The organism is Ignavibacteriota bacterium, assembly GCA_016212665.1.
In the GTDB taxonomy this organism is placed as follows: domain Bacteria; phylum Bacteroidota; class Ignavibacteria; order UBA10030; family SZUA-254; genus FW602-bin19.
Window position 1 is genome coordinate 221067 of sequence record JACREZ010000032.1, and the last position, 23940, is coordinate 245006.

The window sequence follows — 23940 nt, forward strand, 5'->3', positions numbered from 1 at the left end:
TATTGGTCATTTGTCATTCGTGTATAGATGTAACATGAAGTTACAAAACCGTTAACCACAAACCTCTAACCAGTAACCACGAACCACGAACCAAAGCTACTCAAGTTCCAGCAAGGGAATCTCCGGCAGAGCCGTTCCGATAATTCCTTGTAGGTCGCCGTACATGCCGACGGTGCTTTTCAGAACTCTGTCAATTTGCGCTTGACGTTTCGACCAGAGTTTTTCCATCGCACGTTTCTCCGTGTTCAAATCTTCCTGCATTGTTGTGAACGATTCAATGATTGTCTCTACCCGTTGTTTGAATTCGGGACCGGAAAGATAGTTGTATATCAAATCCATCTTATCGTTCTTGTTCGCGAGAGAATTTCTTGAGTACGCAAGTTGAATGAGATTAAACCGGAGCGCAGTTGCAAGCCCGATTGCTGAAGCAAAATCCGTCACCCAGATTCCCTGAACCAAACCGAATCGCTCAATTTCTTTCGGTAAAGTAGAAGTGACAATCACAGCAATCTCTACTTTCGAGGCGCGTTGGTCGTCCTTCAGTTTCTGAATCCAACCATCACTCCATGCCTTTGTCCGTTTCGATTCCCAGATAATTTTTCCGCACGATTGTCCTTTTTCGTCCCGGATTTCCTGCAATACATCTGCGCCACGAACTCCTTTTGCAACCGGTTCAATCTTATCAAACCGAAACGCCGCTTGGAGAACATGTTCCAATTCAAGTTCCTGCACTTCACCTTGCGCTTGTTGAGAAGTCAGTTCGATTTTTCTTTTCATCTCTTCGATTTGTTTGTGCATATCGGAGAGTTGTTTGTCTTTCTCTGCCATTTTGAGATGCTGTTCATCGGCGGCACGCTTTGTTGCTTCTTCACGGATTTTATTCCGTTCCTCGTCGAGCGTTCTCTGCACTTCTAACTTGAGCGTTCGTTCCCGTTCTTCCAACTCACGCTGACGTTTCCGCAATTCAAGTTCCTGCTGTTGTGCATTGCCAAGTTGTTTCGTTTTTTCCTGAAGTTGTTCCTTCAAATCTTTCAATTCCGTCGCGAGGGAATCCTGTGCTTTCTGTTCTGCCTGAGTTTTTATTTTCGAAACTTCACGGTTGAAGGCATCACGAAATTCTTTTTGCTTGGCATCAAGCAATTGCAGATGTTCTTCTTCCTTCTTCTTCAAATCGAGTTGGAATTGTGAACGAAGTTTTTCTTCTACTTCGTGAGTGAATGCTTCACTGATTTCTATTTTTTGTCCGCACTTGGGACAGGTAATGGTTTGATTGTTCATAGTTCCTCTTTCAAAAATTTTGTTTAACCTTGTTGTTGTTCGATTAATTTTATTCCTGCATCCGTGATACTATACTCCCGGTTGATGGGTCCGCCTTCGCCGATTATCCATAGTTGCGACATCATCCTCGCGGCATCTCGTTGCAGTGCGGAACGATTGGTGCCAAGTTGCTTCCGAAGTTCATTTACTCTCATTCTTCCTTTTTGTTTGATTAATAATAATGCGTGAGCAATTCTCTTTACGATTCGTTCCGAGTGTTTGTCGTCCCCTAACTTTGTTGATTGTTTTACCTTAGCAGAAAGTTCAATGATTTGTTCATTTATGGGCTTTTCCTGATTTGAAGGAGCCGATTCGTGACCGGGAAGAGTATTGCGTTCTTCGGTCGAGTCTTTTCTGGCATGTGTAGCTTCATTCCAACGGTGGAAAGCCTCGTCCAACTGACGAAAAGCATCATCCATATAACGATGAGCCTCATCCAAGCGATGATTAGACTCATTCATGGGTTGATTAGCCTTATCCATAGGGTGATTAGCCGCTTCCCAATTGCGATAAGCCTCGTTCAAAAGGCGATTAGACTCATTGAAAGAGCGATAAGCCTCATTCAAAAGGCGAAAAGCTTCATCCTTGATGTGGTGTGCTTTTATTACCCGTTCTAAGGCTTGAATGAGGGTGTTTTGTGAAGCAATAACTTGTTGATTTGATTGTATTATATGTTTTAGATTGATGTTTTCTTGTACCAATGGTTCGTTTTGCTGTGGAGGGTTTTCCTCTGCTAATTGTTCGTTTGATTTTTCTACAGTTTGTTCAGGCATATTTATATCACCCTTTCAGGGTTCCATTATTTATTGTTTGTTTTCTATCATCATTTCATCCCTTCGGGATTTTTTTCTGAAAGTCTCTGTGGGTGTTTTATTTCTATGTCATAGATGTAGGTCGAAATTCATTCCGACCAAAGCGTGTAGGTCGGAAATGTATCTCGTATGCAATCGAGAAGCGGTTCTGCTCTGCGGATAAGATTACCAACCATTGCTTGTTGTGTTGCATTTGCTTTTTCAGTAAAAACATTCCACAACGTCTGTTCTTTCAACTTTGTCGTCTTTTTTCCCATTGGCTTTCCTTATTCATTTTGTTTGATTTGCTTACTACGTGCGCTAAGACTCTAAACTTGGTGCATAATCTAACGACTTAATTTCTAAAAGTCAAGACTCAAGACAAATGTGATGTTAATTTAATCATGCTAATACACACCCCAACCCCTCTCAAGAGGGGATTTTTATAAAAGAGTTTATTGGAAAAGTTGCCCCGAAAGCGTACATTTGCATGAAAATATTAGTAGCGACGCAGTATGAATCAAACAAACAGTCCTTCCACCAATAGTCAAACCGACAATCAAATCAACGAACGGGTGTCTTTACTCCTGAATTCATTGCCGATGGTGTTGTATTCGGCAATGCCGCATCCAAATTTTAGCCGGACGTGGATTGGTGAGAATATCGGAAACGTTTCAGGATTTCACCAGAAACAGTTCGATGACAATCCATTACTCTGGACAGAGAGAATTCATCCAGAAGACAGCGAGCGAACATTGAAAGAGTTCGGCTCGCTCTTTTTTTCCGAGAACCTTTCTATCGAGTATCGCTGGCTGTGTGCCGACGGAACGTATCATTGGTTTCTTGACCAGGCAATCCCGGTGAAGGATGAGCAGGGTCAGCCAAAGGAAATTATCGGCAACTGGTTGGACATCACAAAGCAAAAACATGCGGAGGAACAGTTGCGCGAACAAGCGGCATTGTTGCAAATTGTTCAGGATGCAATGCTCGTGTTGGATTTGGAAGATACAGTGACGTTCTGGAACAGAAGCGCCGAGCAATTGTATGGCTGGAGCGCACAGGAGACGTTGGGAAAAAGTTTCAGTGAGTTATTTTTCAAATCGGAACCGCCTGAATTGATGGAAGCGCATAAGGTTCTTATCGGCAAGGGTGAGTGGTCGGGGGAACTTTTGTTTCTCACAAAAAGCGGAAAGAGTGTCTTGTGTGATAGTCGCTGGAAGTTGGTGTATGATGCTGAGAGTAAACCTGTTTCAATCTTTGTGATGAACAGAGATGTGACCGAACAACGGAAACTCGAAGCGCAAATCCTTCGTGCGCAGAGAATGGAAAGCATCAGCACGCTTGCAAGCGGCATCGCCCACGATTTGAATAACGTCTTCTCTCCTATTTTGATGGGCGTTTCTATTCTTAAGGGGAAGGGATTAGACGAAGCGGCGATGAACATCATCAATCTCATTGAATCGAATGTGAACCGCGGTGCGGAAATGGTTCGTCAGGTTCATACGTTTGCACGCGGGATTGAAGGCGAGATGATTGTTCTTCAACCGAGACATTTCATCCACGATACGGAAACATTTGTCGCTCAAACTTTCCCGAAGTCAATTCATCTTCATGTAAATGTTGAGAAAAATTTGTGGAACATTTACGGGGAGTTAACTCAACTCCGCCGCGTGTTGCTGGAGTTGTGCCTGAATGCCCGCGATGCAATGCCGAAAGGCGGGAGTCTGACGATTACATCAAAGAATGTCGAACTGACGGAACCGTACACGAATCGTAATCTTGAAATACAACCCGGGAAGTATGTTACGATAAGCGTTGCGGATACGGGCAAGGGAATCCGGACGGACCATCTGGACAAAATCTTTGAACCGTATTTCACAACGAAAAAAGAAACCGAACATCGCGGACTCGGACTTGCTTCTGTTTTGGGAATCATCAAAAGTATAAACGGCTTTGTTGATGTTCATACCACACCCGACAGAGGAACAGAGTTTACGATTTACTTCCCAGCAGTCGAAGCCGCAACCGAACAAATGCCCGAAGCAGCACAGGAAGAAGCGCCAAACGGCAACGGTGAACTTGTTCTTGTTGTGGATGATGAGATTGATGTCATCACGACGACGAAAGATTTGCTTGAAACATGCGGGTACAACGTCGTAACGGCAATGGATGGAACAGAGGCGACTGCAATGTATCTTGAAAGGAAGACTGAAATTGCCATTGTACTTACCGATGCGATGATGCCGTTCATGGATGGCGCTTCTATGACGCGGGCGTTGCAGAAAATCAATCCCGCCGTGAAGGTAATTTTTATGAGTGGTTTACCTGCACATAAGATTGATATGGAAACAGCAGGGAAAGCAGTGAAGGGATATTTACAAAAGCCATTCACCACAGAAGCGATGTTGAATACAATCCACAAAGCAATACACGGGGTATAATTTGAGGAACATGGAGTTAGAAAAGGAAACCGACAATGGCTGAACAAACTGTTGAAACCACATTATCGCTCGAAGAACGAAAGGCGAAAGTCAGCACACTTCTCCGTCAGGTTGACGCCGAGGTGAAGAAAGGAAATCATGAACTTGCTCTGGATTTAATTCGCCGCGTCTATCAGTATGATATAAAAAATCTCTATGCCCGTGCATTTGAAGAACGCATCCTGGTGATGATGTTTGAATCGGAACGGAAGGAGATTCAAAAAGAAGAACACGCGAAGATGAAAGAGCAGGTCGAAGTGGAAGTGAAACGTCGGCTGAAAGAAATCACCTACGAGCGGGAAATCGAAGAGAAGAAACGGAAGGTGTTGGAAAAACAAAATGAACACCTTGAGAAGCGCGCTCTTGAAGCCTCCGTCAAGGAAATGACGACCACGCGGCAAAAAGAATTTGCCGCTATCAGCACTGAAGGCTCGAAAAAGATTGAAGAAGTCGAACGGAATTTGATGCAACAAATGAACTCTGTTCTTGAGGCAAAGCAACGGCAGATGGAGGAGGAATTGCAACGAAGAATACAGGAGTTGAAAGCCGTCGCAACTCCATCAGCCCAAACAACGATTCCTCCGTTATCGTCGTTACAGCAAGTGCAAATCAGCACTAACCCTGCATTCATTCGCTCGAAGGAACAGCAGGAGAAAGAACTTCAGGAACGGTTAATCACAGAACGAAAACGCATTCAGGAAGAGATGACACTGCGAATGCAGGAAGAACATAAACGCGTTCAGGAGGAACTGACCGAGCATCTGAAAAACGAACACAAAAACGAACTACGGCGCGAGGTGGAAAAAGTGCGTCAACAGGCGTTGATAGCATATCGTTACGCATTGATTTCGTTGATGCAATACAAAATACCAACCGACATACGACAAGTAATAACAGAGACGATGCGGTCTCCCCTTTCTATTACCGATGAAGAACACCGGGAACTCGAACGCTCTGCACAGGTTGATGCGTACATTCAGGCAATCAGGGCGATGTTAAGTAAAGGAGTTCCGACGCAGGAAGATACAACGGTGCTTGGCTCTCTTCAACAGTTGTATTCTATTTCACAGGAGGAACATAAGAGTCTCACAAAACGAGTGAAGAAAGAACTTGGATTGCCGGATGAAACAGCAGTGATACTTGCAATTGATGATGACCCGCCCGTGTTGGAATTTATCGCGCATATTCTGAAGCAGACGTATCTCAATGTTCATACGGCAGAAAGTGTTCCCGTCGCAGAACAACAACTCGAAACAATTACACCAAATTTAATTTTGTGTGATGTGGCTTTACCCGGCGTCGGCGGATTTACCTTCTATGAAAATATTCAAAAAGGAATGTATAGCGAGAAGTTAAAAGAAGTCCCGTTTGTTTTTGCCAGTGTACTCGGAGACCAATATCTCATCAATGCGGCAAAACAGTTAGGAGCGAAAGCGTATCTTGTAAAACCGTTCACACGGGAAACACTCGAAAGTACGGTCAAGCAAGCGCTGGCATAAAATATTCATTTACAGTAACCATGAACCACCACACAACACCGGAAAAAATTCAGGAATCAATTTATCATATTTCGGAAGCGGCATTAGCAACCACTTCCTTGCAAGAGTTATTTCAATCAATCCATACCACAATCGGGAAACTTCTCCCGGCGACAAATTTTTATATTGCCCTGTTAGACTCAGAAACCAAACTCCTCCACTTTTCATTTTGGGTTGATGAATTTGACCCGCAACCCGCTCCCCGAACATTAGGAAAAGGATTAACGGAATTTGTCCTTCGGACAGGTGAAGCGCAACTTATTCACCCGGAACGATTCGAAGAATTAGTGAACACGGGAGAAGTTCAACAGGTCGGTTCTCCTTCGATAGATTGGCTTGGCGTACCGTTGAAAATCCGGGAGAAGACCATCGGCGTACTCGTCCTGCAGAGTTACACGGAAGGAGTACGGTACGATAACGATGATAAAGAAATGCTCAAGTTTGTTTCAAACCAAATTGCGATGGCAATTGAACGGAAACGGACAGAAGATAAGTTAAAAGCCTCAGAAGCGAAATTTCATTCACTGTTTCAACATGTGTATGATGGTGTCTATCAAACGACCCCCGAAGGAAAGATCGTTACAGCAAATCCTGCATTGGTACGGATGTTAGGGTATGATTCGGAAGAAGATTTTCTCAAAGTCAATGTCGGCGCAGATTTGTACTTCAATCCGGATGAGCGGGAATACTGGTCGAACGTGCTGGAAGAAAAAGGAGTTATCAGAAACGCGGAACTACATCTGAGAAAGAAAAACGGAGAGCAGATTATTGTTCTGGAAAATGCGTACGCAGTTCGTGATGCGAACGGTAAACTTCTCTATCATGAAGGAACATTGACGGATATTACCGAACTGAAACAGTATGAAGCAGAATTGGAAGTTCAACGTGCGTATTTTGAACAGTTGTATCAGAGCGCTCCGGAAGCAATAGTGATTTTAGATAACGAAGACCGCGTATTACGAATCAACCGTGAGTTTACGCGGTTGTTTGGTTACTCGCAGGAAGAAATCATACAACGCCCGATTAACGAAGTTATTGTACCTGAATCAATGCGAAATGAATCTATCTTTCTCACACAGACGGTTGCTCAAGGACAGGTAGTAAGCGCAGAAGCAGTTCGAAAAAGAAAAGATGGAGAGTTCATTCATGTTTCCATCTTAGGTACTCCGATACTGACAGAGAATGGGCAAGTAGGTGTGTATGGAATTTACAGAGACATCACGGAACGAAAACACCGTGAAGCGGAGCGGGAGCGATTGCTGAATGATATTCAGGACGCACTTGGAAAAGTAAAAACACTCAGCGGTTTACTTCCCATTTGTGCTTCGTGTAAGAAAGTTCGTGACGATAACGGATATTGGAATCAAATCGAAGTATATGTCAGTGAACACTCCAGCGCGGATTTCACACATGGCATTTGTCCTGATTGCTCGAAGGACTTGTACGGCAACCGTGTGAACAAAAAATGAGAGCCTGTTTTCACGCAAATAATTCAAGTTGAAGCACAGGAGATAAGGAGAAGGACATGAGATGTTCTCTCTTTTTCTCGGGAGTCGGCTCGCTTTGAATTTGCCTGATTGTTCTGAAATTATGGAGAACTTGTTTCTCCCCCTGATGTAATTCCTCTTTTGAAAGATAACTCCCTCGCTGATGAACAACCTGATTATGAATATTCTGCATTAATGTTTCCTTTCTTTGAATGTTCGATTCATCTCATTCGCGAATTCCAATGCCTGTTCTTTATTGGTAAACCAATCACTTGAAATTCGTTTTCTGAACCAAAGAATTTTCTTCCAGCAACGAACAATATACGAACCGGGGTCCGAGTCATCGTGACTCACTTCAATAAAACACTTACGGACATTTGAAATTATGATATTTTCCATTGTGTGGTTTTCTTTTCTCTCTCTTCAAGAATACGTAAAAATGCCTCACCACGTATGATGGTGTAGTTTTGAAGCCACTGTTGCCATTCAAGTTCATTGAGGACGATTTCTTCATTAAGCATTTCAATTTCGGATGTGGTGTGTTTATTCATTTAACTTTCTTCGGTGTGAGTAATCGGCGAGTAATTGTACGGTGTGAAAAAAATCTGTGTTAATTGATTTGCCTCTTTCCCTCTGGATACTCGTCAAGATTTGATAGGTCAATATGGGCATTTCCTCCATGATAACCTAAAGGGTTACAAAGGAAATGATATAAACAGAAAGGGGCTGTCTCAAAAGTTAGATTTTATTGTAGGCGCAACCTTCATGGTTGCGTTTCCAAATCAAAAACGCAGACGTAAAGTCTGCGGCTACATCATAATCAGACTTATGAGACAGCCCCTACATGGTCGGAACGGCGGGATTTGAACCCGCGACCCCTTGTCCCTAAGGGATTCCCTTGGAACACCCCAAGTCCCAAAGGGATGCCTTCGGCACATGTGCGCTAACAAATACTATTCTTACTCTGCTTTATTTCTTGAAGTTCTTTCCAACCGGCGGGAGATTTTAAATAACGTTCTCGCTTTACTGCGTCTGAACGCGTATCATATTTTTCAATATGAATAATCTCCCACGGTTTACCATGTCTCGTTGAGAATGAATGCCCACTGTTGTGACGAGCAAGTCTATCTTCCAAATTTTGAGTTTGACCAATGTAATATTTTCCAGTCTTAATACTTCGTAAAATATAGACAGCGTATTTCACTTAGTCGGAACGGCGGGATTTGAACCCGCGACCCCTTGCACCCCAAGCAAGTGCGCTAGCCGGGCTGCGCTACGTTCCGTGTTAAAAAATGTTATTTGTTATCTGTTAATCGTTATTCGAGCTAATAACCAACGACCATTGACTAATGACAACACTTAAGTTAATCTAACAAGAAGTTCTTCAAGAAACCGCTTCATCTCAATCATATCATTCTGTACGCGGTTGTCAATGCTTGCTTGCCGGGCAGGTACAATCTCCATCGGTTGCGGCGTGTCGCTCAGGAGTTCGAGTTGCTGATTCGCTTCTCCTTCTGGAATAAATCCTTTCAACACATGTTTCGCACCTTCGATAGTGTATCTCTCATCCCGAAGCAGGCGTTTGATTTCAAGAATAAGTTTGATGTCGCGGTTCGTGTAAATCCTGTTCCCCGCTCTGTTCTTTGATGGTTTTAACTGTTCAAACTCTGTCTCCCAATAACGCAACACATATTGCTCCAAAGCAGTAATCTTACTGACTTCACTTATCGAGTAATAGAGCTTTTTTATTCCGGCTTGCTTCATGATGTTGTGTGAAAGTATTTTTGAACGGCTCAATAATAGGAAATTTCTTCAGCAAAAACAACAGGCGTTTCTTTCTTACGTCCTTTTCTCAATGATTGCAACTGCGGCAATGACATTTTCCGAGTGTGAAATAGACACAAACACGGTACTCCCTTTCAGTAATTCCCCCACATGTCCGTATAATTGAACTGAGGGCTTTCCCGAATCATCATTCGTCACTTCAACATCTTTCCATCTGAATCCACCGCTCCAACCCGTTGAAATTGCTTTGCTCACTGCTTCTTTCACTGCAAACCTTCCTGCAAAGTGGTGAGGACTGCTTGCTTTTGACAAAGCATATTCAATTTCACTCTTCGTAAAGATTTTTTCGATAAACCGATTCCCATATCTTTGAATCATTTCGTTGACACGATGGATTTCTACAACATCAATTCCGATTCCGCTAATCATGAACCGCGCGCCTCTCCGTTTTCCGTATCAACAATATCGAGCAATTCCCTGACATCTTGTATTTCATAATCCGCGTGCGTTTCAATTGTTCCAAAGGTATCGCCGTAACGCGCAAACACTGTTTTGATTCCCACTTTCGATGCGCCAATCATATCGCGTTCCGCCCAATCTCCAACCATCAGAGTTTTGTCTGCGTTCACTTGCAATCCTTCGAGCGCTTTAAGAAACGGCGCGGGATGTGGTTTCCGTTCGCCCGTGTCCTCGAACGTTACAACGACATCAAACATCTGATGAAAATTCAAATAGCAAAGTCTCAACCATGCTTCACGCTCAGGTGCATCAGAAACAACCGCGAGCCTCATCCCTCGTTTCAATAATTCGGCGAGAGTTAAATACACATGTGGATACGGAACCAATGCGGCTTCCCGTGCGCGACGGTAGGCAATAATTCCGGCTGAAAGAATTTTGTAGTCAACTTTATTGAAAATATCATAGAGAAGTTGGTCGAACACATTTTGGAATTCGATACCTCGTTCTTTATAGATTGCATTGATTCGTTCTTTGATTTCTTCCCGCGGGACATCGAGTCCTGCATCAATCATTGCGGAGATTGCGGCATCAACCGATTGACGTTTCATCTGCATGAAATCAACGAGTGTGTTATCCAAATCGAATATTATTGCTTTTATCATTTACACATCTACCCGCTTCACAAGATTCTTTTTTGATTTAAGATACTTCGCCGCTTCATAGTCTATAAAGTCGCGAACATTCGGTTTGATAAATACTGCATCAACACCAATTTCGGTCAACGCCTGAGCGAGAATTGAAGCGCGTCGCACATCGGTCAATCGTTTGTTAACAACGAGAACTTGTTCTTCCCTTAGTACGCAGTATCCCCCCTCAAAATCACCTTTTTCGTAGCGTAGTTTTACTCCAACCTGATTGACTAACACTTCCAATTCTTCAATAAGTTTCGTGTAGTTCATGCAACCAATTGTTCTTCGCTGACAGGTATCGCTGAAACCGAATCAGGTTCTGTTTCTGTTTTCGGTTTGAATTTTCTTTTTAACGGTTGAAATATCAACACAGCGAGCATTGTATAATAACAAAGCAATGCAATCATCGGCACACCGGACAACGCGGCAAGCCTGTGAATAAATAATTTTCTAAACTCGACTAAATCATTTGAGCCAAGATAATCAAGATACATCATCTTTGCATCAAGAACGATGGCATAAATTTCAACCGGTGTGAAGATATAAAACAGGATTGCGCTCATCATCAACCAACCATGCTCTCGTAACTTGAACGGTGACGTTGTGAGAAAAATAATTCCGCTCAGCCAGGTGATGGCATAAGCGATATCAACGACGAATGATGTTTGAACAATCAATCCAAACACAGCTCTCTCAACAAACGGATGGATGTTCGATTTGAAATCAAGTGTCCCGGTCTGTAATAAATCAAATCCAACCATCGCGCGAATATTGATGCCGCCAAGCCAAATAATAAAGGCGATGACAAAAATGAACAAGGAGAGTTTGGCTGATAATTTCATTTCTTTTTGAGTTTCTTAATTGGCATTGTCTAATTGATAGTTTTTAACCCATGATAATTCACGGGCTAATGTAAGCAAGTTTTCCATACAATCCGGTTTCATGCTCAGGAAACGGGAGACAAAATGTTGCTTGAGTGGCTCATCAGCATCTTTTACAAGCGTGTGGAGGAGCGAGTGGAATTTTTCCAATGTCAATTTGAATTCCGTTTGTAACGGCTTTGTAATTTCAGAAGCCATTCCTTCACGTTTCAACACGGCAACTGCCTGTGAAAGAAATTTTGAAACAAATAAGACATCCTCAACCACAACTCCCATATTTTTTCCCTGAGATAATTTGAGGAGTGATATAATTTCCGCCCGGAAAATACATTTTTTGTTGATTGATTTTTCAATTTCTGAAATATATTCTTCTGCCGAAGTTTGTAGCATCATACAGAGACTTGTCCCTTCAGTTCGGAGGGAATCATAACGCTAAAAGTCGAACCTTCATCAACCCTGCTCGAGACTGCTACTTTTCCGCCATGTGCTTCCGCGACATGTTTTACTAACGTCAGCCCGAGTCCAGAACCCTTCTCACTTACGACTGACTTATTATTTGCCTGAAAGAATTTTGTAAACAGTTTTTCGACATCTTCCGGGGGAATTCCTACTCCGGTATCCTGAACATCAATTCTAACAAATTCCCTGTTATTTATTGAACCGTTCATCTCGAATGTTTTCATTACACGAATTGTGATTCTCCCATTTTCACGAGTGTATTTCATTGCATTGGAAATCAGGTTACTCACTACTTGAGTCATCCTTTCCCTATCCAATGCAATCGGTTTAATATCATCATGCAAAAACTCAACTGAGATTTGTCGTGATTGACCGATTAACTGTGCCTCCTGAACAAGCGGAGAAATGAGTTCAATAATATCAGTCTGAACAAACTCGAATTTCATCAACCCGGATTCAATTTTTGTAATATCAAGAAATGACGTAACGAAACGGTTAATTCTGTTTGTTGCCTGATTAATCATTGTCACGGCGTCTATCTGCCGTTGAATCAAAGGAGCGGCTCCTTTCGACCTTGTTATCGCATGGCACCCTGCTTTAATAACTTGTAACGGTGTTCTCATCTCGTGAGAAATTTCTGACATCAGAGTTACCCGCATATCATCAAGATGTTTTAGTTTGCTACTCATTTTATTAAAGTCTTCAGTCAAATCTGCAATCTCATCGGAACTGGAAATCGGAATCGTCTCGTAATGACCTTCACTCACTTTTTCCGTTGCTTCTTTCAACGCCTGGATCGGACGTATGACTGTTCTGGTAATCAGGATAGCCGTTACTAACCCAACCACTAATGATAACACCAAAATAATCACAGCGGTATCCATCGCAAGAGTGATTCGTTTGTCAAACAAAGAAAAAGTTTTGCCAAGTGAAAACCGATATATATCGTTGAGCGTTTGAATTGTTCGGGATAACGAATCCTCCAGTTCCACACTGCGAGCAAACTTCCGGGTAACATCCGCGCTACTATCAAGCGAAGTATCCCAGATTATCTGGGCGGAAATGTCATTAAGTTGGTTATGAATTTCAGTTATTCTGTTGAGTAGTATTTTTAGTTCGGAGCGTGAAGCGGCTGTACTCAACGAATCAACAATTGTCTCAAATTCTTTTTTTTGTTTGAGAAATGTAAGAAATGCCAACGAATCTTTTGTTACATAGTACGAACGGATAGTTTCAGATTCGAGTGTAAGCGTTTTGACAAGTCGAAGCGAGAGCAAATTATTCTTTTCATTCCCCCGAAGTTCATCTTTTCCGGCAGTAAATGCTCCTCTGAGTTGTAGTAGTACAAACGTGCTCGACATAATCATGAACACGATAATAAAAATAAACCCCACCATAACCTTCCCAAATAAAGGAAAGCGTGGTTTGAATGTTTTCGGAACCGTATCAGACATCTACATACATAGCTTTTCGAGCATCAAATCCATACAGAAAATGCCGAATCCCCATCTGCTCAGGATGAACGAAGAGACCGGCAATTCAAACTCTGCCAAACGATTGGCTTCATTTCAAGCGGGAAAAAGATAATGGAGAAAACTTGAAAAACCAAATCCAGCCCTTGCTTCGCATTGATGACTGTCTCTTTTCTTATCGCTCAATTCCAGAACAGTGTTCGAGCATCGAACATGACAGAGCATGTATCAAACATTGACTTGCTGATTCCACATCAAAACAAAGGCTTCTCGTTTCATTCTTCTTCATTTTCGATTGGTACGTTATTTGAGACTTTTCGATGCAGTTAGATTTCAAACAGTATCTACAAAACAACACAGAAAGAATGACATATGAAAAGCCTGACTCTTTATACAATAACCTTCGTACTGCTTCTCGGCATGAGTGAACTCTCCTTCGCTCAATATTTTCGTTCTTTCACTGCCGACGATTTAACAGTAAAGATTGCCGAAAAGAAAAAAGCGGTTGGAGTTCAAAACGATTTTTCATTCAGAAATGAAACGAATAATGCTGTTGACGGTCTCTATCTTGAATTCTCTTCACCAACCGATATTTCTACAATTTCAATTCCTTCCATGTACTCAGCCAAAGTTCGGAATGATGGAAAGACCTGGTATGTCGGCGGTGTTACACTCGGCAACATGCAGGAAGTGTTAATCACAACATTATCACTAAAAAGAAAAGTTACAGTAACAAAATGGGAATGGCTACTTGGTGAAAATACAGTTGCGCGGTATGCAAGCGTTAAAAACCCGGTTCGTAATCAGAGCGTTCTTCCGATGCCCAATACCGCCAATGTCCGACAGGAAATGTTCTCTTTTAATATCGTTGATGTCACTGTCGGTATCCCGGTTCCTGCACTCAAAAGACAATACGGCTGGGTGAACATCCGAAAAAGTAATGACCTTTTGAATTCATTAACTGATAAAACCGGTGAACATTTCGGTCAACCACGTGGTTTTGCAAGATTGACGAATGGTTCGCCGTTTCGTGGTTTACACAAAACCGTAACTCCTACGAAGCATAACAATCAATTGTTTGCAAATCTTCTTGCCTTAAAATTCAATATCACTGCAAGCGACTTGGGAATTACACCGTACGGTTTTGGTGAATTAGTTTATACAGATGTTCGTTCACCCTTCAACGGAAAAATGATTCGTGAAATTGCTGGTCGTGCAGATTCGATGATGACTTTCTGGGAGGGAATTACGAAGAGTGAATACGTTGGAATTGACAGCACAATTTCAAAAATCAATTCAGCATTCTCCGGTCCGATGGATACGATTTCGTTTGCAAGTGAACTACGACTCACCGGCGCAAAACAAGTTACAGAAGTTTTCTTCGTCGCATTAAATGCAAAGAACCCGGTTGCACAAAAGTTTGAAAGAAAACCGGAAGTCCCTGAACAGGTGACATTAGAACAAAATTATCCGAACCCGTTCAACCCGACTACAACAATTTCTTTCTCGCTTCCCGTTGCATCTGTCGTCACGTTGAAAGTGTATGACATGCTTGGTCAGGAAGTTGCCACCTTATTAAACAATCAGGAAGTCGAATCGGGCGAACAGGAAATTCTCTTTGCCGCGAACGAACTTACATCCGGAACATACTTCTATCGCATCACAGCACAGAATGTTGTTGAGGCAACAACGTACGAGAGCGTCAGGCAGATGACGTTGATTAAATAACTAACTCCACATCAATGTCTCAAAGGTACGCTCCGGCGTACCTTTTTTTTTGGCTCGTCAATGAGTATATTTGACCATGAAATTTGAACGTTCCGCCGGTATTTTACTTCACCCTACTTCCCTGCCGGGAAATTTTGGCATTGGTGATTTAGGTCCCAATGCTTTTTATTTTATTGATTTTTTAGAATCATGCGGTCAGCGATTGTGGCAAGTCCTTCCTCTTGGTCCAACAGGATACGGAGATTCACCGTACCAATGCTTCTCTGCTTTTGCAGGAAATCCGTTACTCATCAGCCCGGAAAAATTGCTTGCGCAGAAATTACTCTCCGAAGATGATGTACGATTGTTCCCCCGTTTCGATTCATTTCAGGTCGAGTTTGGCGAAGTCATCAAAGCAAAACAAACGTTGTTAGAGAAAGCCTTCAAACACTTTCAAACATCAACCGATACAAATTTGAAGAAAGCATTTGATTCCTTTTGTGAATCAAACAAGTTCTGGCTTGAAGATTATGCTCTCTTTATGACAATCAAAGAGGCTGTAGGCGGCACACATTGGAACAGGTGGGAAAAAGAATGTATTCACCGTGACCCGCAAACGATGGAAGCGTACACTACCCGCCTTCATCTGTTGTTCGCCAAGCAGAAATTTATTCAGTTCCTTTTCTTTCAACAATGGCATGAACTGAAAGCATATGCGAACAGCAAAAACATAAAAATCATCGGAGACCTCCCCATCTTTATTGCGTATGATAGCGCAGATGTTTGGGCAAACAAACACTTGTTTGATATGGATGAAGACGGAGTGCTGTTAACAAAAGCCGGAGTCCCTCCCGATTATTTTAGTCCGACAGGACAACTGTGGGGAAATCCGTTGTATCGCTGGGATGTCATGGAAAAAGATGATTTTGCGTGGTGGCGTTCCCGCATCCAACATTTGCTTGAATGTGTTGACATCATTCGCATTGACCACTTCAGGGGATTCGAAGCGTTTTGGGAAATCCCCGGTAATGCGGAAACTGCCGAGAAAGGAACATGGGTGAAGGCGCCGGGAAAAAAATTCTTCACAACGCTTCAACATCATTTAGGAACACTCCCGATTCTGGCAGAAGACCTCGGACTGATTACAAAACCTGTCGTCGAACTTCGCGACCATTTCGGTTTCCCGGGAATGAAGATTCTCCAATTCGCGTTCGGGACAGGGATGGAAAATAAATTCCTCCCGCACAATTTTATACCAAACTGCGTCGTCTATACCGGCTCGCATGATAACGATACAACACGCGGTTATTTCGAGAAAGCAAAGAACGAACCGAACGACATTTACTCGTTTACGCAACGATATCTCAATTACAATGGTGACGAGTTGACGTTCGAGTTAATTCGTTTGGCTCATTCTTCAGTTGCGGATATTGTCATCATACCAATGCAGGATGTGTTGAATCTCGGCACAGAAGCACGAATGAATTTTCCCGGAAAACTTGGCGGTAACTGGTCGTGGCGTTTTTCATGGGAACAAATCGGACCGGACACCGCATCGAAACTCAAAGAACTTACAGTACTTTATGAACGACCACCGAAACCAAAAGCACATGAACAACAAGACACTTCACAGTAATTTTATATCACTCTTCTTCTTTGTTCTCTTTCTCATGGTGATTCCGACTTCACGTCCTCTTTTCGCTCGACCTCAGGCACAACAATATCTCGATTCACTCTATTCTGAAAAAGAAATGGGTTGCATTCTCGGCAAGGAACAAACGACATTCCGTTTGTTCGCACCTCGCGCAACGAAAGTGATGCTTGTTCTCTTCAATCAACATGATGAAGAAACCGGCACAGAATTTCTCATGGTGAAAGATGAACAGGGTGTGTGGGAATATTCCTTCCCCGAAGTTCTGCTCGGGAAGTTTTATGGTTACCGGGTGTTTGGTCCCGAAGGTCCGGGCGAGATGTTTAATCCGAACATTATCCTCGCCGACCCGTACTCGAAGGCAGTTGCAACGAAAACAAACTGGCATCAACCTGCAAAGACCCTCATCATCAATACTGAGTATGATTGGGAGGGAGATACATTTGTTGCGCCTGATAATTATTCCAAGTTAATCATCTATGAATCGCATGTTCGCGATTTGACCTCACATTCTTCTTCCGGTGTCTCATCAAAAGGAACGTACAAAGGATTGACAGAAGAAGGTACAACCGGCGGTTTGAGTTACTTGAAAAATCTCGGTGTCAATGCAATAGAACTCCTGCCGACCCAGAAATTCGGAAACATTGAATTGCTGTATCGCGATAGTTCAGTAATGAAATTCGGATACCCCTTCAATACGTGGAATCCGTACGAGCGGAATCATTGGGGATACATGACGAGTTATTTCTTCGCACCCGAATCGTATTACGGAACTGACGGAACAATCAAACCGGAATCATATAACGGCGCGGATGGACGGGCAGTGCGCGAATTCAAAGATATGGTGAAAACATTTCACAAGAATGGCATTGCCGTTATTATGGATGTGGTTTATAACCATGTTTCGAATTACGACTTCAACCCGTTCAAGTTTATTGATAAGTATTATTATTTCCATACCGATATGAACGGAAACTTCGTTGCGAGTTCCGGGTGCGGCAACGATTTCAAAACTGACCGGCTTATGGCTCGTCGTCTCATCGTCGAATCGGTACTATATTGGATGAAAGAATATCATATTGATGGCTTCCGCTTCGACCTTGCAACGATGCTCGATTGGGAAACGTGCAAACTCATCACACAGGAAGCAAAGAAAATCAACCCGAACGTCATATTAATTGCTGAAGCGTGGGGCGGTGGAAAGTATGACCTCGCTGGTTTCAGTATGATTGGATGGGCGGCGTGGAACGATTTGATTCGGAATGGAGTGAAAGGTCAAAACCCGCGAGACGGACACGGATTCATCTTTGGAAAATTTCAGGGAAGCAATTCCAAAAAGTCGTTTATGAGTTATGTAACCGGAAGTTTGCTTGTCGATGGCGGACCGTTCACGCAGAAAGAACACAGTATCAACTATCTCGAATCGCATGACGATAACACCATGGGAGATTTCATTCGGTTTGCCTTGCACGATGCTAAAGAAAATGAAATAGTGCCTGATGCCGGAAAAAATGCTAAACTTACTCCTCAACAACTTTCTCTTCACAAACTCGCGGCAATGTACTTATTCACATCTCAAGGTCCGGTGATGATTCATGAAGGACAGGAATACGGACGAAGCAAACTCATCGCCCCTACTTCCTCACCTGATACCCGCGTCGGAATGATTGACCACAACAGTTACGATAAAGACAACGAGACAAACTACCTGAATTATCATCACGCGGAACTCAACAAAGAACTTGTTGAGTATTACAAAGGATTAATTCATCTCCGAACAACCTATCCTCAGTTGAGCAATGTACCGAATGAAGCAATCGAGTTTCTCCCGACAAAGGATGATTTTCATATTGCATTTACTATTAACGCTGAGAAGGTATCGGACAATGCGAAAAATAAAAAACAGAAAACTACAAGCATTATTGTCCTGCTGAATGGTAATCCGAAAAAACCGCTCGACATGAAACTCCCGAAAGGAAGTTGGCAAGTTCTCGCCAATCCGGATAAAGTCACACAAGATAAACCATTCGGAAAAATAACCGGAACCGTTTCCGTTCCTCCAACCAGTGGGATGATTTTGATGAGATAAAGTAACTGTTAATTGACGATTGATGAAATGATATATTCATCAATCGTCAATTCATCAAGAACTACTTCATCTTCTCAATTGTACTTATCTCGCGTAGCAAATCCCGTTTCGTGAAGCGCGATTTGCTCATTACACCACTGATGAATCCTTCCAACTGCTCGCGCATAGTTTCATCAACTTCCTGTGAGGTGAGAATAATAATCGGTGTGTGGCGTGTTGCCGATTGTTGTTTGAGTTCATACGCAACGCGGTATCCGTCAATCTCCGGCATATTTAAGTCGAGTAAAATTAAATCGGGTTTCTCTTCTACCGCAAGCAACAACCCTTTTTTTCCGTTTAATGCAGTCAGCACTTCAAATCCTTCCGATTCAAGAATCGCCGCGACTAAATCAATGGCAGTTTTGTCATCGTCAATCACCAGCACTTTCGGATTTTTCTTCCTCAACTGCGGACGCGAGGCAAGTCTGCCGATTGTTTCAAGCAGTTCCGTGCGACTGACCGGCTTGACAAAATATTCTACCGCTCCCATACTGAAACCAAGTTTTTTATCATCAGTAATCGAGATGATGATAATCGGGATGTGCGAGCAAAGCGGATGAGCCTTCAATTCCTTCAACACCTGCCAGCCATCTTTCATCGGCATAATCATATCGAGTGTGATGATGTCGGGTTTGAGTTGCTTTGCTTTCTCTAAACCATCAAAACCATTCCGCGCAATTTCCGTTCTGTAACCTGCCTCATCCAAATATGTTTTGATGAGCAATCCCGCTTGCGGATTATCTTCAATAATCAACACCAACGGACGTTCCCCGTTTTTACGGACGATTTGATGCGCATCCATCACTTTTGTCAAATCTTCGGGCGAGTCAACCACCTCGCCTGCTACAATCATCGGAATTCGGAATCGGAAGGTGCTTCCTTTTCCCCATTCGCTTTCGACCCAAATTTTTCCGCCATGTAGTTCAACTAACTTTTTCGTAATCATCAAACCCAAGCCGGTTCCTTCATCAGACGCGAACGAATTTTTTCCCTGCTGATATGCGACGAAGAGACGCGATAAATCTTCCGGCTTGATGCCGATTCCTTTATCAAGCACTTCCACTTCAATTTCGTAATGCACCCGGCGAATAGTAATCGTGACTTCAGAATCTCTCGGACTAAACTTCACCGCATTAGATGTTAGGTTGACAAGAATTTGTTTGAACCGCATCTGGTCTACCACAAGTTGGTCAATATCATCGGCAACATGAAAAGCAAGTTTCACTTGCTTCTGGTCCAATGCCGATTGCATTACGCGCTGGAGGTTTTCAACAAAATACGAAACAGGATATGCTTCGACATGGAGTTCCATCCTTCCGGCTTCAATCTTTGATAAATCAAGAATATCATTGATGAGCGCCTGCAAGTGCCTGCCGCTCACGTTGATGTTCTTCATAAAGTCATGAACTTTTTCCTTCGGTATTTTTTCAAAGTCTGCTGTTAAAATATCGGAGAAACCTACAATCGCATTCAACGGAGCGCGCAATTCGTGGCTGAACGTTGCAAGAAACTTCTTCAACGTCTCGTTTGCTTCTTCCGTTTTTCTCTGCTCGTTCGCGAGTTGAATGTTCTTCATCGTGATTTCATCCATCAACCGCTTTCGGCTGATACCGATGGAGAGTTCGTTTGCAATCACCGAAAGCATCTGCAAATCATCTCCGGCATATTTCACGTTCTTGTGCGAAAGCACTTCCAGTACACCCTGCAATTCATTCTGAACAATGAGCGGAATGGAAATGAGAGAGCGAAGTTTATGTTTTTCAACTTCAGTCAGATATTGAGCGGCTATCGTACTTCGGGAAAGTTCATCGGTGATAACAACCTGACGTTTCAAGATTGTCTCCACAGCAATTGTGTCTGTTGAAACATCAACTATTTGATGGAGTACTTCGGGGTTGACGTTCAAGTCCTGAATGGTCGGAGCCATCAGGTGAAGCAGAGAGGAATGAGCATCGAACCGGTAAATACAAACAAACTGCGACGGGATTTCCATGAACCGGGCAATTTGTTCTCCCGCGTTCAGACACAATTCATCCATATATTGGGCGACATTGATAACGTGTGAAACCTCCATGAGAATTTCTTTTTGTCTTTGCTGTCGCTTCTGCTCTGTAATATCCTGGAAGACAACCGAAATTCCCCCCTCGTTCGGATAGACCCGTACATCAAACCACTTTTCAAACCGTTCGTCTTTATAGACCTGTTCGAGGGTTTGAAACTGCTTCGTCTTCATTGCCGCACGATAACATTCTCCGATTCGGTCATGTTCTGCGTTCGGAAAAACTTCAAACACATTTTTGCCGAGAACTTCATCCCGTGAAAGTTGCGTCCCGATTTCTGCCGCTCGGTTCCAGTAAAGTATTCGGAATTGTTTATCGAGGGCAAAAAATCCGCCGGAAACGCCCTCTAAAATGTCTTCATATTTTTGTAATGAAATCATGCAAATCTCGTTGTCTGATTATTATATGTTTTTTATTATTCCCCATAATCATTCCGACATAAATTAATGTCAAAATGAAGTTACGTTAGTCTGCCCCGACTAAAGCGGCAGAATGGTAATCAATTTTTCAATAAGATGCAAGAATGATATGAAGAATTTCTTGAGATAGTTCTGATAACTTGTTTGTTCCCTCATCTCATTTGAACACTTTCCAATCTTACCTGCGGCGGTTTTTCTAAATAACCTCCTTTTTTATGAACAAAACCGAACACAACTATCTTTCAACTCTATGAAACCTTCCAAAATCATATTAAAATTCTACAAAACCAATTTGAAGCCTCTCAAATCCGTTTTGACATCTCTCAAATCCATTTTGACGTCTCTCAAATCCATTTTGACGTCTCTCAAATCCGTTTTGACATCCCTCAAATCCGTTTTGACATCCCTCAAATCCGTTTTGACGTCTCTCAAATCCGTTTTGACGTCTCTCAAATCCATTTTGACATCCCTCAAATCCGTTTTGAATGCCCTGCAAAACTTGTTCACCCTACTAAATTGAATAAACTTAAATGAATTTGACTATTTCTTCAAAAACTATCTAAATTTTTAATTATATTCACACTCCGTGAGTAAAAAGAAATCATCTGCTCCCTCAACAATAATCGAAATTCCTCCTCAACGGAGGCGATTGTTTTGGCTTTTCCTTGTTACATTTCCCATTGTTCTCTTCATCGCGATGGAATCAGTCCTTCAATGGATTGATTACGGCGGCAATCTTGACCTTATCGTTAAAACGACAGTGCTTGGGAAAGAATACTATACGCTGAACCGGGATGTCGCCCGTCGGTATTTTTCTAAACGGGATATCGGCATACCGGAGGCTCAAGACGACTTGTTTGAAATCAACAAGCGACCGAACACGAAAAGGATTTTCATGCTCGGCGAATCAACGATGGCGGGCTTTCCGTTCGATTACAATGCTACCGCCCCGCGCCTCCTTGCCGACCGATTGAAACAAACGCTGCCGCAATGCAATATCGAAGTCATCAACACCGGGCTTGCGGCGGTGAACAGTTACACCGTTCTCGACTTCGCCAAAGAACTTGTCGAGTATGAACCGGACGCGTTTGTTGTCTATGTCGGTCACAATGAGTTTTACGGGGCAATGGGAGTCGGCTCGACGGAATATTTCGGACAATGGCGGTGGGCAATCAATCTGACGCTCAAATTGCGTGAGTTAAAAATATTCCTTCTTGTGAAAGATGGTATCTCGGCGCTTCGCGGTTTGGTTTCAAACGAGGTTACTCCGGCTCAATCAAGTTTGATGGAAACAATGGTGCGGGAGAAAATTATTCTGTATAACAGCGAAGAATATCAAACAGCAAGAGAGAATTTTGAAGCAAATCTTCGCGACTTAATTGAATTATCGAAGGAGAAGAATATTCCGATTATTCTCAGTACACTCACGAGCAACATCAAAGACCAAAAGCCATTGGAAGCGTCCTTAAGCGAAAACGCAACAGAGCAAATCAAACAGCAATGGTCCGGGTTGATGATGAAGGGAAATGATGCCGAACAAACCGGAGACATTGAACAGGCAAAGAATTTCTATCGGGAAGCAGCCGAGACTGACACAATGCAAGCAGATACATACTTCGCACTCGGAAAATGCGCGGAACGTGATAGTGATTTTGCCTCTGCGAAAATGTACTATGAAAAAGCCCGCGATTTTGACGGACTTCGTTTCCGCGCAACTTCCGATTTCAATCATCTCATTAAAAATCTCTGCAAAGAACTCAACGTACCGGTGGCTGATGCTGAATCTGCGTTTGAAAGAGAATCGCCGAACAAGTTGGTCGGAATGAATTTGATGCTCGAACATTTGCATCCGAACTTTGACGGATATTTTCTGTTGGCGAAAACTTTTTTTGAAACGATTGCAGAGAACCATATCCTTGCCCCGAAGAATGAATATCAATGGAATCGGAATTTGAGCGATGAAGAATTCAAACTACGTTCGGGTGTTACCCGGTTTGATATTGAAGCGGCAAATTTTCGTATATTCGGCTTGACTCATAGTTGGCCCTTTGTCAAATCAGGAAAAACAAACGAGCAATACCCGGTAACTGATAAGGCAAGCGAGTTGGCGGTGGCGTATGCAAAAAAAGGACTTGCATGGTCGAAAGCCCGCTACGACCTTGCCGATTGGTATAAAAGTAACAATGATTACAAGAACGCCTTGCATGAATATCTCGCCCTTTCAAAAGTAATGTGGTACCATTACAAGCCGTTTATGTACATGGCGGATATGTACCGCGAGTTGAATGACACACTGAATGCAGAGAAATACTATCTCCACTCGCTTTCGTTGGATGACAACCCGTTTGCTCATGTCAGGTGCGGAATGTTTTACTATGACATCGGGAAAACAGAGAACGCCATAGAACAATTTGAAGCAACATTTACAAGCGAATTAAAAAGCAGTGAACAGATGACTGTGAAAGACCGTTCGCTCGCCCGGTATTTTCTCGCGGCATCGTATTGGAAAAAAGGAAATCTTCAAGGCACGCTCGCGAACCTTGAAACAGCGGTTCAACTCGACCCGCAAAACGCAGAAGCACGTTCGATGCTCACTCAATTACGTCAAGCACAATAA

At 42.8% G+C, this 23940-nt stretch carries 22 protein-coding genes and 1 tRNA gene; 7 read left to right on the plus strand and 16 right to left on the minus strand.

The genetic code is table 11. The features are described 5' to 3' along the window. Positions 1–96 precede the first annotated feature (96 nt). The 3 genes from HY960_11505 to HY960_11515 all read right to left on the minus strand — a co-directional run bounded on the left by HY960_11505 (position 97) and on the right by HY960_11515 (position 2386). Complete coding sequence (locus HY960_11505) at positions 97–1278, minus strand: DUF2130 domain-containing protein (protein ID MBI5216369.1); 1182 nt, start codon at positions 1276–1278, stop codon at positions 97–99. Between the two features lie 23 nt (positions 1279–1301). Beyond that, positions 1302–2090: a hypothetical protein gene (locus HY960_11510; GenBank protein MBI5216370.1), complete on the minus strand. Its 789-nt coding sequence runs from the start codon at positions 2088–2090 to the stop codon at positions 1302–1304. Positions 2091–2218: 128 nt separating this feature from the next. Further along, positions 2219–2386: a hypothetical protein gene (locus HY960_11515; GenBank protein ID MBI5216371.1), complete on the minus strand. Its 168-nt coding sequence runs from the start codon at positions 2384–2386 to the stop codon at positions 2219–2221. A gap of 237 nt (positions 2387–2623) precedes the next feature. Between HY960_11515 and HY960_11520 the strand changes: the two genes are divergently transcribed. From HY960_11520 to HY960_11530, 3 genes are read left to right on the plus strand one after another with little or no spacing between them, the layout of a single operon-like run. Beyond that, positions 2624–4549: a PAS domain-containing protein gene (locus HY960_11520; GenBank protein MBI5216372.1), complete on the plus strand. Its 1926-nt coding sequence runs from the start codon at positions 2624–2626 to the stop codon at positions 4547–4549. Between the two features lie 35 nt (positions 4550–4584). Continuing rightward, positions 4585–6087, plus strand: coding sequence for a response regulator (locus HY960_11525; GenBank protein ID MBI5216373.1), 1503 nt, complete (start codon positions 4585–4587; stop codon positions 6085–6087). 20 nt (positions 6088–6107) lie between these two features. Further along, positions 6108–7595 (plus strand): PAS domain S-box protein, encoded by a 1488-nt coding sequence (locus tag HY960_11530; protein MBI5216374.1) that lies wholly within the window; start codon positions 6108–6110, stop codon positions 7593–7595. A 10-nt stretch (positions 7596–7605) separates the two neighbouring features. On the opposite strand, the gene HY960_11535 is transcribed toward HY960_11530, so the two are convergent. The 12 genes from HY960_11535 to HY960_11590 form a co-directional block, all read right to left on the minus strand. Then, on the minus strand, positions 7606–7806 hold the full coding sequence (locus tag HY960_11535) for a hypothetical protein (GenBank protein MBI5216375.1): 201 nt from the start codon (positions 7804–7806) through the stop codon (positions 7606–7608). Next, positions 7806–8012 carry a hypothetical protein gene (locus HY960_11540; GenBank protein MBI5216376.1) on the minus strand — a complete coding sequence of 69 codons (207 nt, stop codon included), beginning with the start codon at positions 8010–8012 and terminating at the stop codon, positions 7806–7808. Before HY960_11540 ends, HY960_11535 begins: the two co-directional genes overlap by 1 nt. Continuing rightward, a complete protein-coding gene (locus tag HY960_11545) occupies positions 7997–8164 on the minus strand; it encodes a hypothetical protein (GenBank protein MBI5216377.1) in 168 nt (55 codons plus the stop codon). Before HY960_11545 ends, HY960_11540 begins: the two co-directional genes overlap by 16 nt. Before the next feature lie 392 nt (positions 8165–8556). Continuing rightward, positions 8557–8817 carry a GIY-YIG nuclease family protein gene (locus HY960_11550; protein ID MBI5216378.1) on the minus strand — a complete coding sequence of 87 codons (261 nt, stop codon included), beginning with the start codon at positions 8815–8817 and terminating at the stop codon, positions 8557–8559. Positions 8818–8821: 4 nt separating this feature from the next. Further along, positions 8822–8896: transfer RNA gene (locus HY960_11555), tRNA-Pro, on the minus strand. Between the two features lie 76 nt (positions 8897–8972). Further along, positions 8973–9377, minus strand: a complete 405-nt coding sequence (locus HY960_11560; GenBank protein ID MBI5216379.1) for a MerR family transcriptional regulator — start codon at positions 9375–9377, stop codon at positions 8973–8975. Between the two features lie 75 nt (positions 9378–9452). Continuing rightward, complete coding sequence (gene acpS / locus HY960_11565) at positions 9453–9827, minus strand: holo-ACP synthase (protein ID MBI5216380.1); 375 nt, start codon at positions 9825–9827, stop codon at positions 9453–9455. After that, positions 9824–10519, minus strand: a complete 696-nt coding sequence (locus HY960_11570) for an HAD-IA family hydrolase (protein MBI5216381.1) — start codon at positions 10517–10519, stop codon at positions 9824–9826. The genes acpS and HY960_11570 overlap by 4 nt, the downstream gene beginning before the upstream one ends. Beyond that, positions 10520–10816 (minus strand): hypothetical protein, encoded by a 297-nt coding sequence (locus tag HY960_11575; GenBank protein ID MBI5216382.1) that lies wholly within the window; start codon positions 10814–10816, stop codon positions 10520–10522. Continuing rightward, positions 10813–11388, minus strand: coding sequence for a hypothetical protein (locus HY960_11580; protein MBI5216383.1), 576 nt, complete (start codon positions 11386–11388; stop codon positions 10813–10815). Before HY960_11580 ends, HY960_11575 begins: the two co-directional genes overlap by 4 nt. Before the next feature lie 15 nt (positions 11389–11403). Then, positions 11404–11820, minus strand: coding sequence for a hypothetical protein (locus tag HY960_11585; protein MBI5216384.1), 417 nt, complete (start codon positions 11818–11820; stop codon positions 11404–11406). Next, a complete protein-coding gene (locus tag HY960_11590; GenBank protein ID MBI5216385.1) occupies positions 11817–13340 on the minus strand; it encodes a HAMP domain-containing histidine kinase in 1524 nt (507 codons plus the stop codon). Before HY960_11590 ends, HY960_11585 begins: the two co-directional genes overlap by 4 nt. Before the next feature lie 1209 nt (positions 13341–14549). Between HY960_11590 and HY960_11595 the strand changes: the two genes are divergently transcribed. The 3 genes from HY960_11595 to HY960_11605 all read left to right on the plus strand — a co-directional run bounded on the left by HY960_11595 (position 14550) and on the right by HY960_11605 (position 18805). Then, positions 14550–15086 (plus strand): T9SS type A sorting domain-containing protein, encoded by a 537-nt coding sequence (locus HY960_11595; GenBank protein MBI5216386.1) that lies wholly within the window; start codon positions 14550–14552, stop codon positions 15084–15086. Between the two features lie 76 nt (positions 15087–15162). Next, positions 15163–16701 (plus strand): 4-alpha-glucanotransferase, encoded by a 1539-nt coding sequence (gene malQ, locus HY960_11600; GenBank protein ID MBI5216387.1) that lies wholly within the window; start codon positions 15163–15165, stop codon positions 16699–16701. Beyond that, complete coding sequence (locus HY960_11605) at positions 16676–18805, plus strand: pullulanase (protein MBI5216388.1); 2130 nt, start codon at positions 16676–16678, stop codon at positions 18803–18805. Before malQ ends, HY960_11605 begins: the two co-directional genes overlap by 26 nt. Before the next feature lie 61 nt (positions 18806–18866). Here the strand turns inward: HY960_11605 and HY960_11610 are convergent, their stop codons facing one another. After that, entirely contained in the window at positions 18867–21284 is a 2418-nt protein-coding gene (locus HY960_11610) for a response regulator (protein MBI5216389.1), read from the minus strand. Between the two features lie 625 nt (positions 21285–21909). Here HY960_11610 and HY960_11615 point away from each other — a divergent pair. Beyond that, on the plus strand, positions 21910–23940 hold the full coding sequence (locus HY960_11615; GenBank protein MBI5216390.1) for a hypothetical protein: 2031 nt from the start codon (positions 21910–21912) through the stop codon (positions 23938–23940).

What these genes read in the sequence shown, in the direction of transcription:
- HY960_11595 (MBI5216386.1), top strand. Translation starts at nt 14,550, where the DNA reads ATGATTCGTGAAATTGCTGGTCGTGCAGATTCGATGATGACTTTCTGG.
- HY960_11515 (MBI5216371.1), bottom strand. Translation starts at nt 2,386, where the DNA reads ATGGGAAAAAAGACGACAAAGTTGAAAGAACAGACGTTGTGGAATGTT.
- HY960_11545 (MBI5216377.1), bottom strand. Translation starts at nt 8,164, where the DNA reads ATGAATAAACACACCACATCCGAAATTGAAATGCTTAATGAAGAAATC.
- malQ (MBI5216387.1), top strand. Translation starts at nt 15,163, where the DNA reads ATGAAATTTGAACGTTCCGCCGGTATTTTACTTCACCCTACTTCCCTG.
- HY960_11510 (MBI5216370.1), bottom strand. Translation starts at nt 2,090, where the DNA reads ATGCCTGAACAAACTGTAGAAAAATCAAACGAACAATTAGCAGAGGAA.
- HY960_11585 (MBI5216384.1), bottom strand. Translation starts at nt 11,820, where the DNA reads ATGATGCTACAAACTTCGGCAGAAGAATATATTTCAGAAATTGAAAAA.
- HY960_11530 (MBI5216374.1), top strand. Translation starts at nt 6,108, where the DNA reads ATGAACCACCACACAACACCGGAAAAAATTCAGGAATCAATTTATCAT.
- HY960_11610 (MBI5216389.1), bottom strand. Translation starts at nt 21,284, where the DNA reads ATGATTTCATTACAAAAATATGAAGACATTTTAGAGGGCGTTTCCGGC.
- HY960_11575 (MBI5216382.1), bottom strand. Translation starts at nt 10,816, where the DNA reads ATGAACTACACGAAACTTATTGAAGAATTGGAAGTGTTAGTCAATCAG.
- HY960_11540 (MBI5216376.1), bottom strand. Translation starts at nt 8,012, where the DNA reads ATGGAAAATATCATAATTTCAAATGTCCGTAAGTGTTTTATTGAAGTG.
- HY960_11590 (MBI5216385.1), bottom strand. Translation starts at nt 13,340, where the DNA reads ATGTCTGATACGGTTCCGAAAACATTCAAACCACGCTTTCCTTTATTT.
- HY960_11580 (MBI5216383.1), bottom strand. Translation starts at nt 11,388, where the DNA reads ATGAAATTATCAGCCAAACTCTCCTTGTTCATTTTTGTCATCGCCTTT.
- HY960_11520 (MBI5216372.1), top strand. Translation starts at nt 2,624, where the DNA reads ATGAATCAAACAAACAGTCCTTCCACCAATAGTCAAACCGACAATCAA.
- HY960_11605 (MBI5216388.1), top strand. Translation starts at nt 16,676, where the DNA reads ATGAACAACAAGACACTTCACAGTAATTTTATATCACTCTTCTTCTTT.
- HY960_11560 (MBI5216379.1), bottom strand. Translation starts at nt 9,377, where the DNA reads ATGAAGCAAGCCGGAATAAAAAAGCTCTATTACTCGATAAGTGAAGTC.
- HY960_11525 (MBI5216373.1), top strand. Translation starts at nt 4,585, where the DNA reads ATGGCTGAACAAACTGTTGAAACCACATTATCGCTCGAAGAACGAAAG.
- HY960_11535 (MBI5216375.1), bottom strand. Translation starts at nt 7,806, where the DNA reads ATGCAGAATATTCATAATCAGGTTGTTCATCAGCGAGGGAGTTATCTT.
- acpS (MBI5216380.1), bottom strand. Translation starts at nt 9,827, where the DNA reads ATGATTAGCGGAATCGGAATTGATGTTGTAGAAATCCATCGTGTCAAC.
- HY960_11570 (MBI5216381.1), bottom strand. Translation starts at nt 10,519, where the DNA reads ATGATAAAAGCAATAATATTCGATTTGGATAACACACTCGTTGATTTC.
- HY960_11505 (MBI5216369.1), bottom strand. Translation starts at nt 1,278, where the DNA reads ATGAACAATCAAACCATTACCTGTCCCAAGTGCGGACAAAAAATAGAA.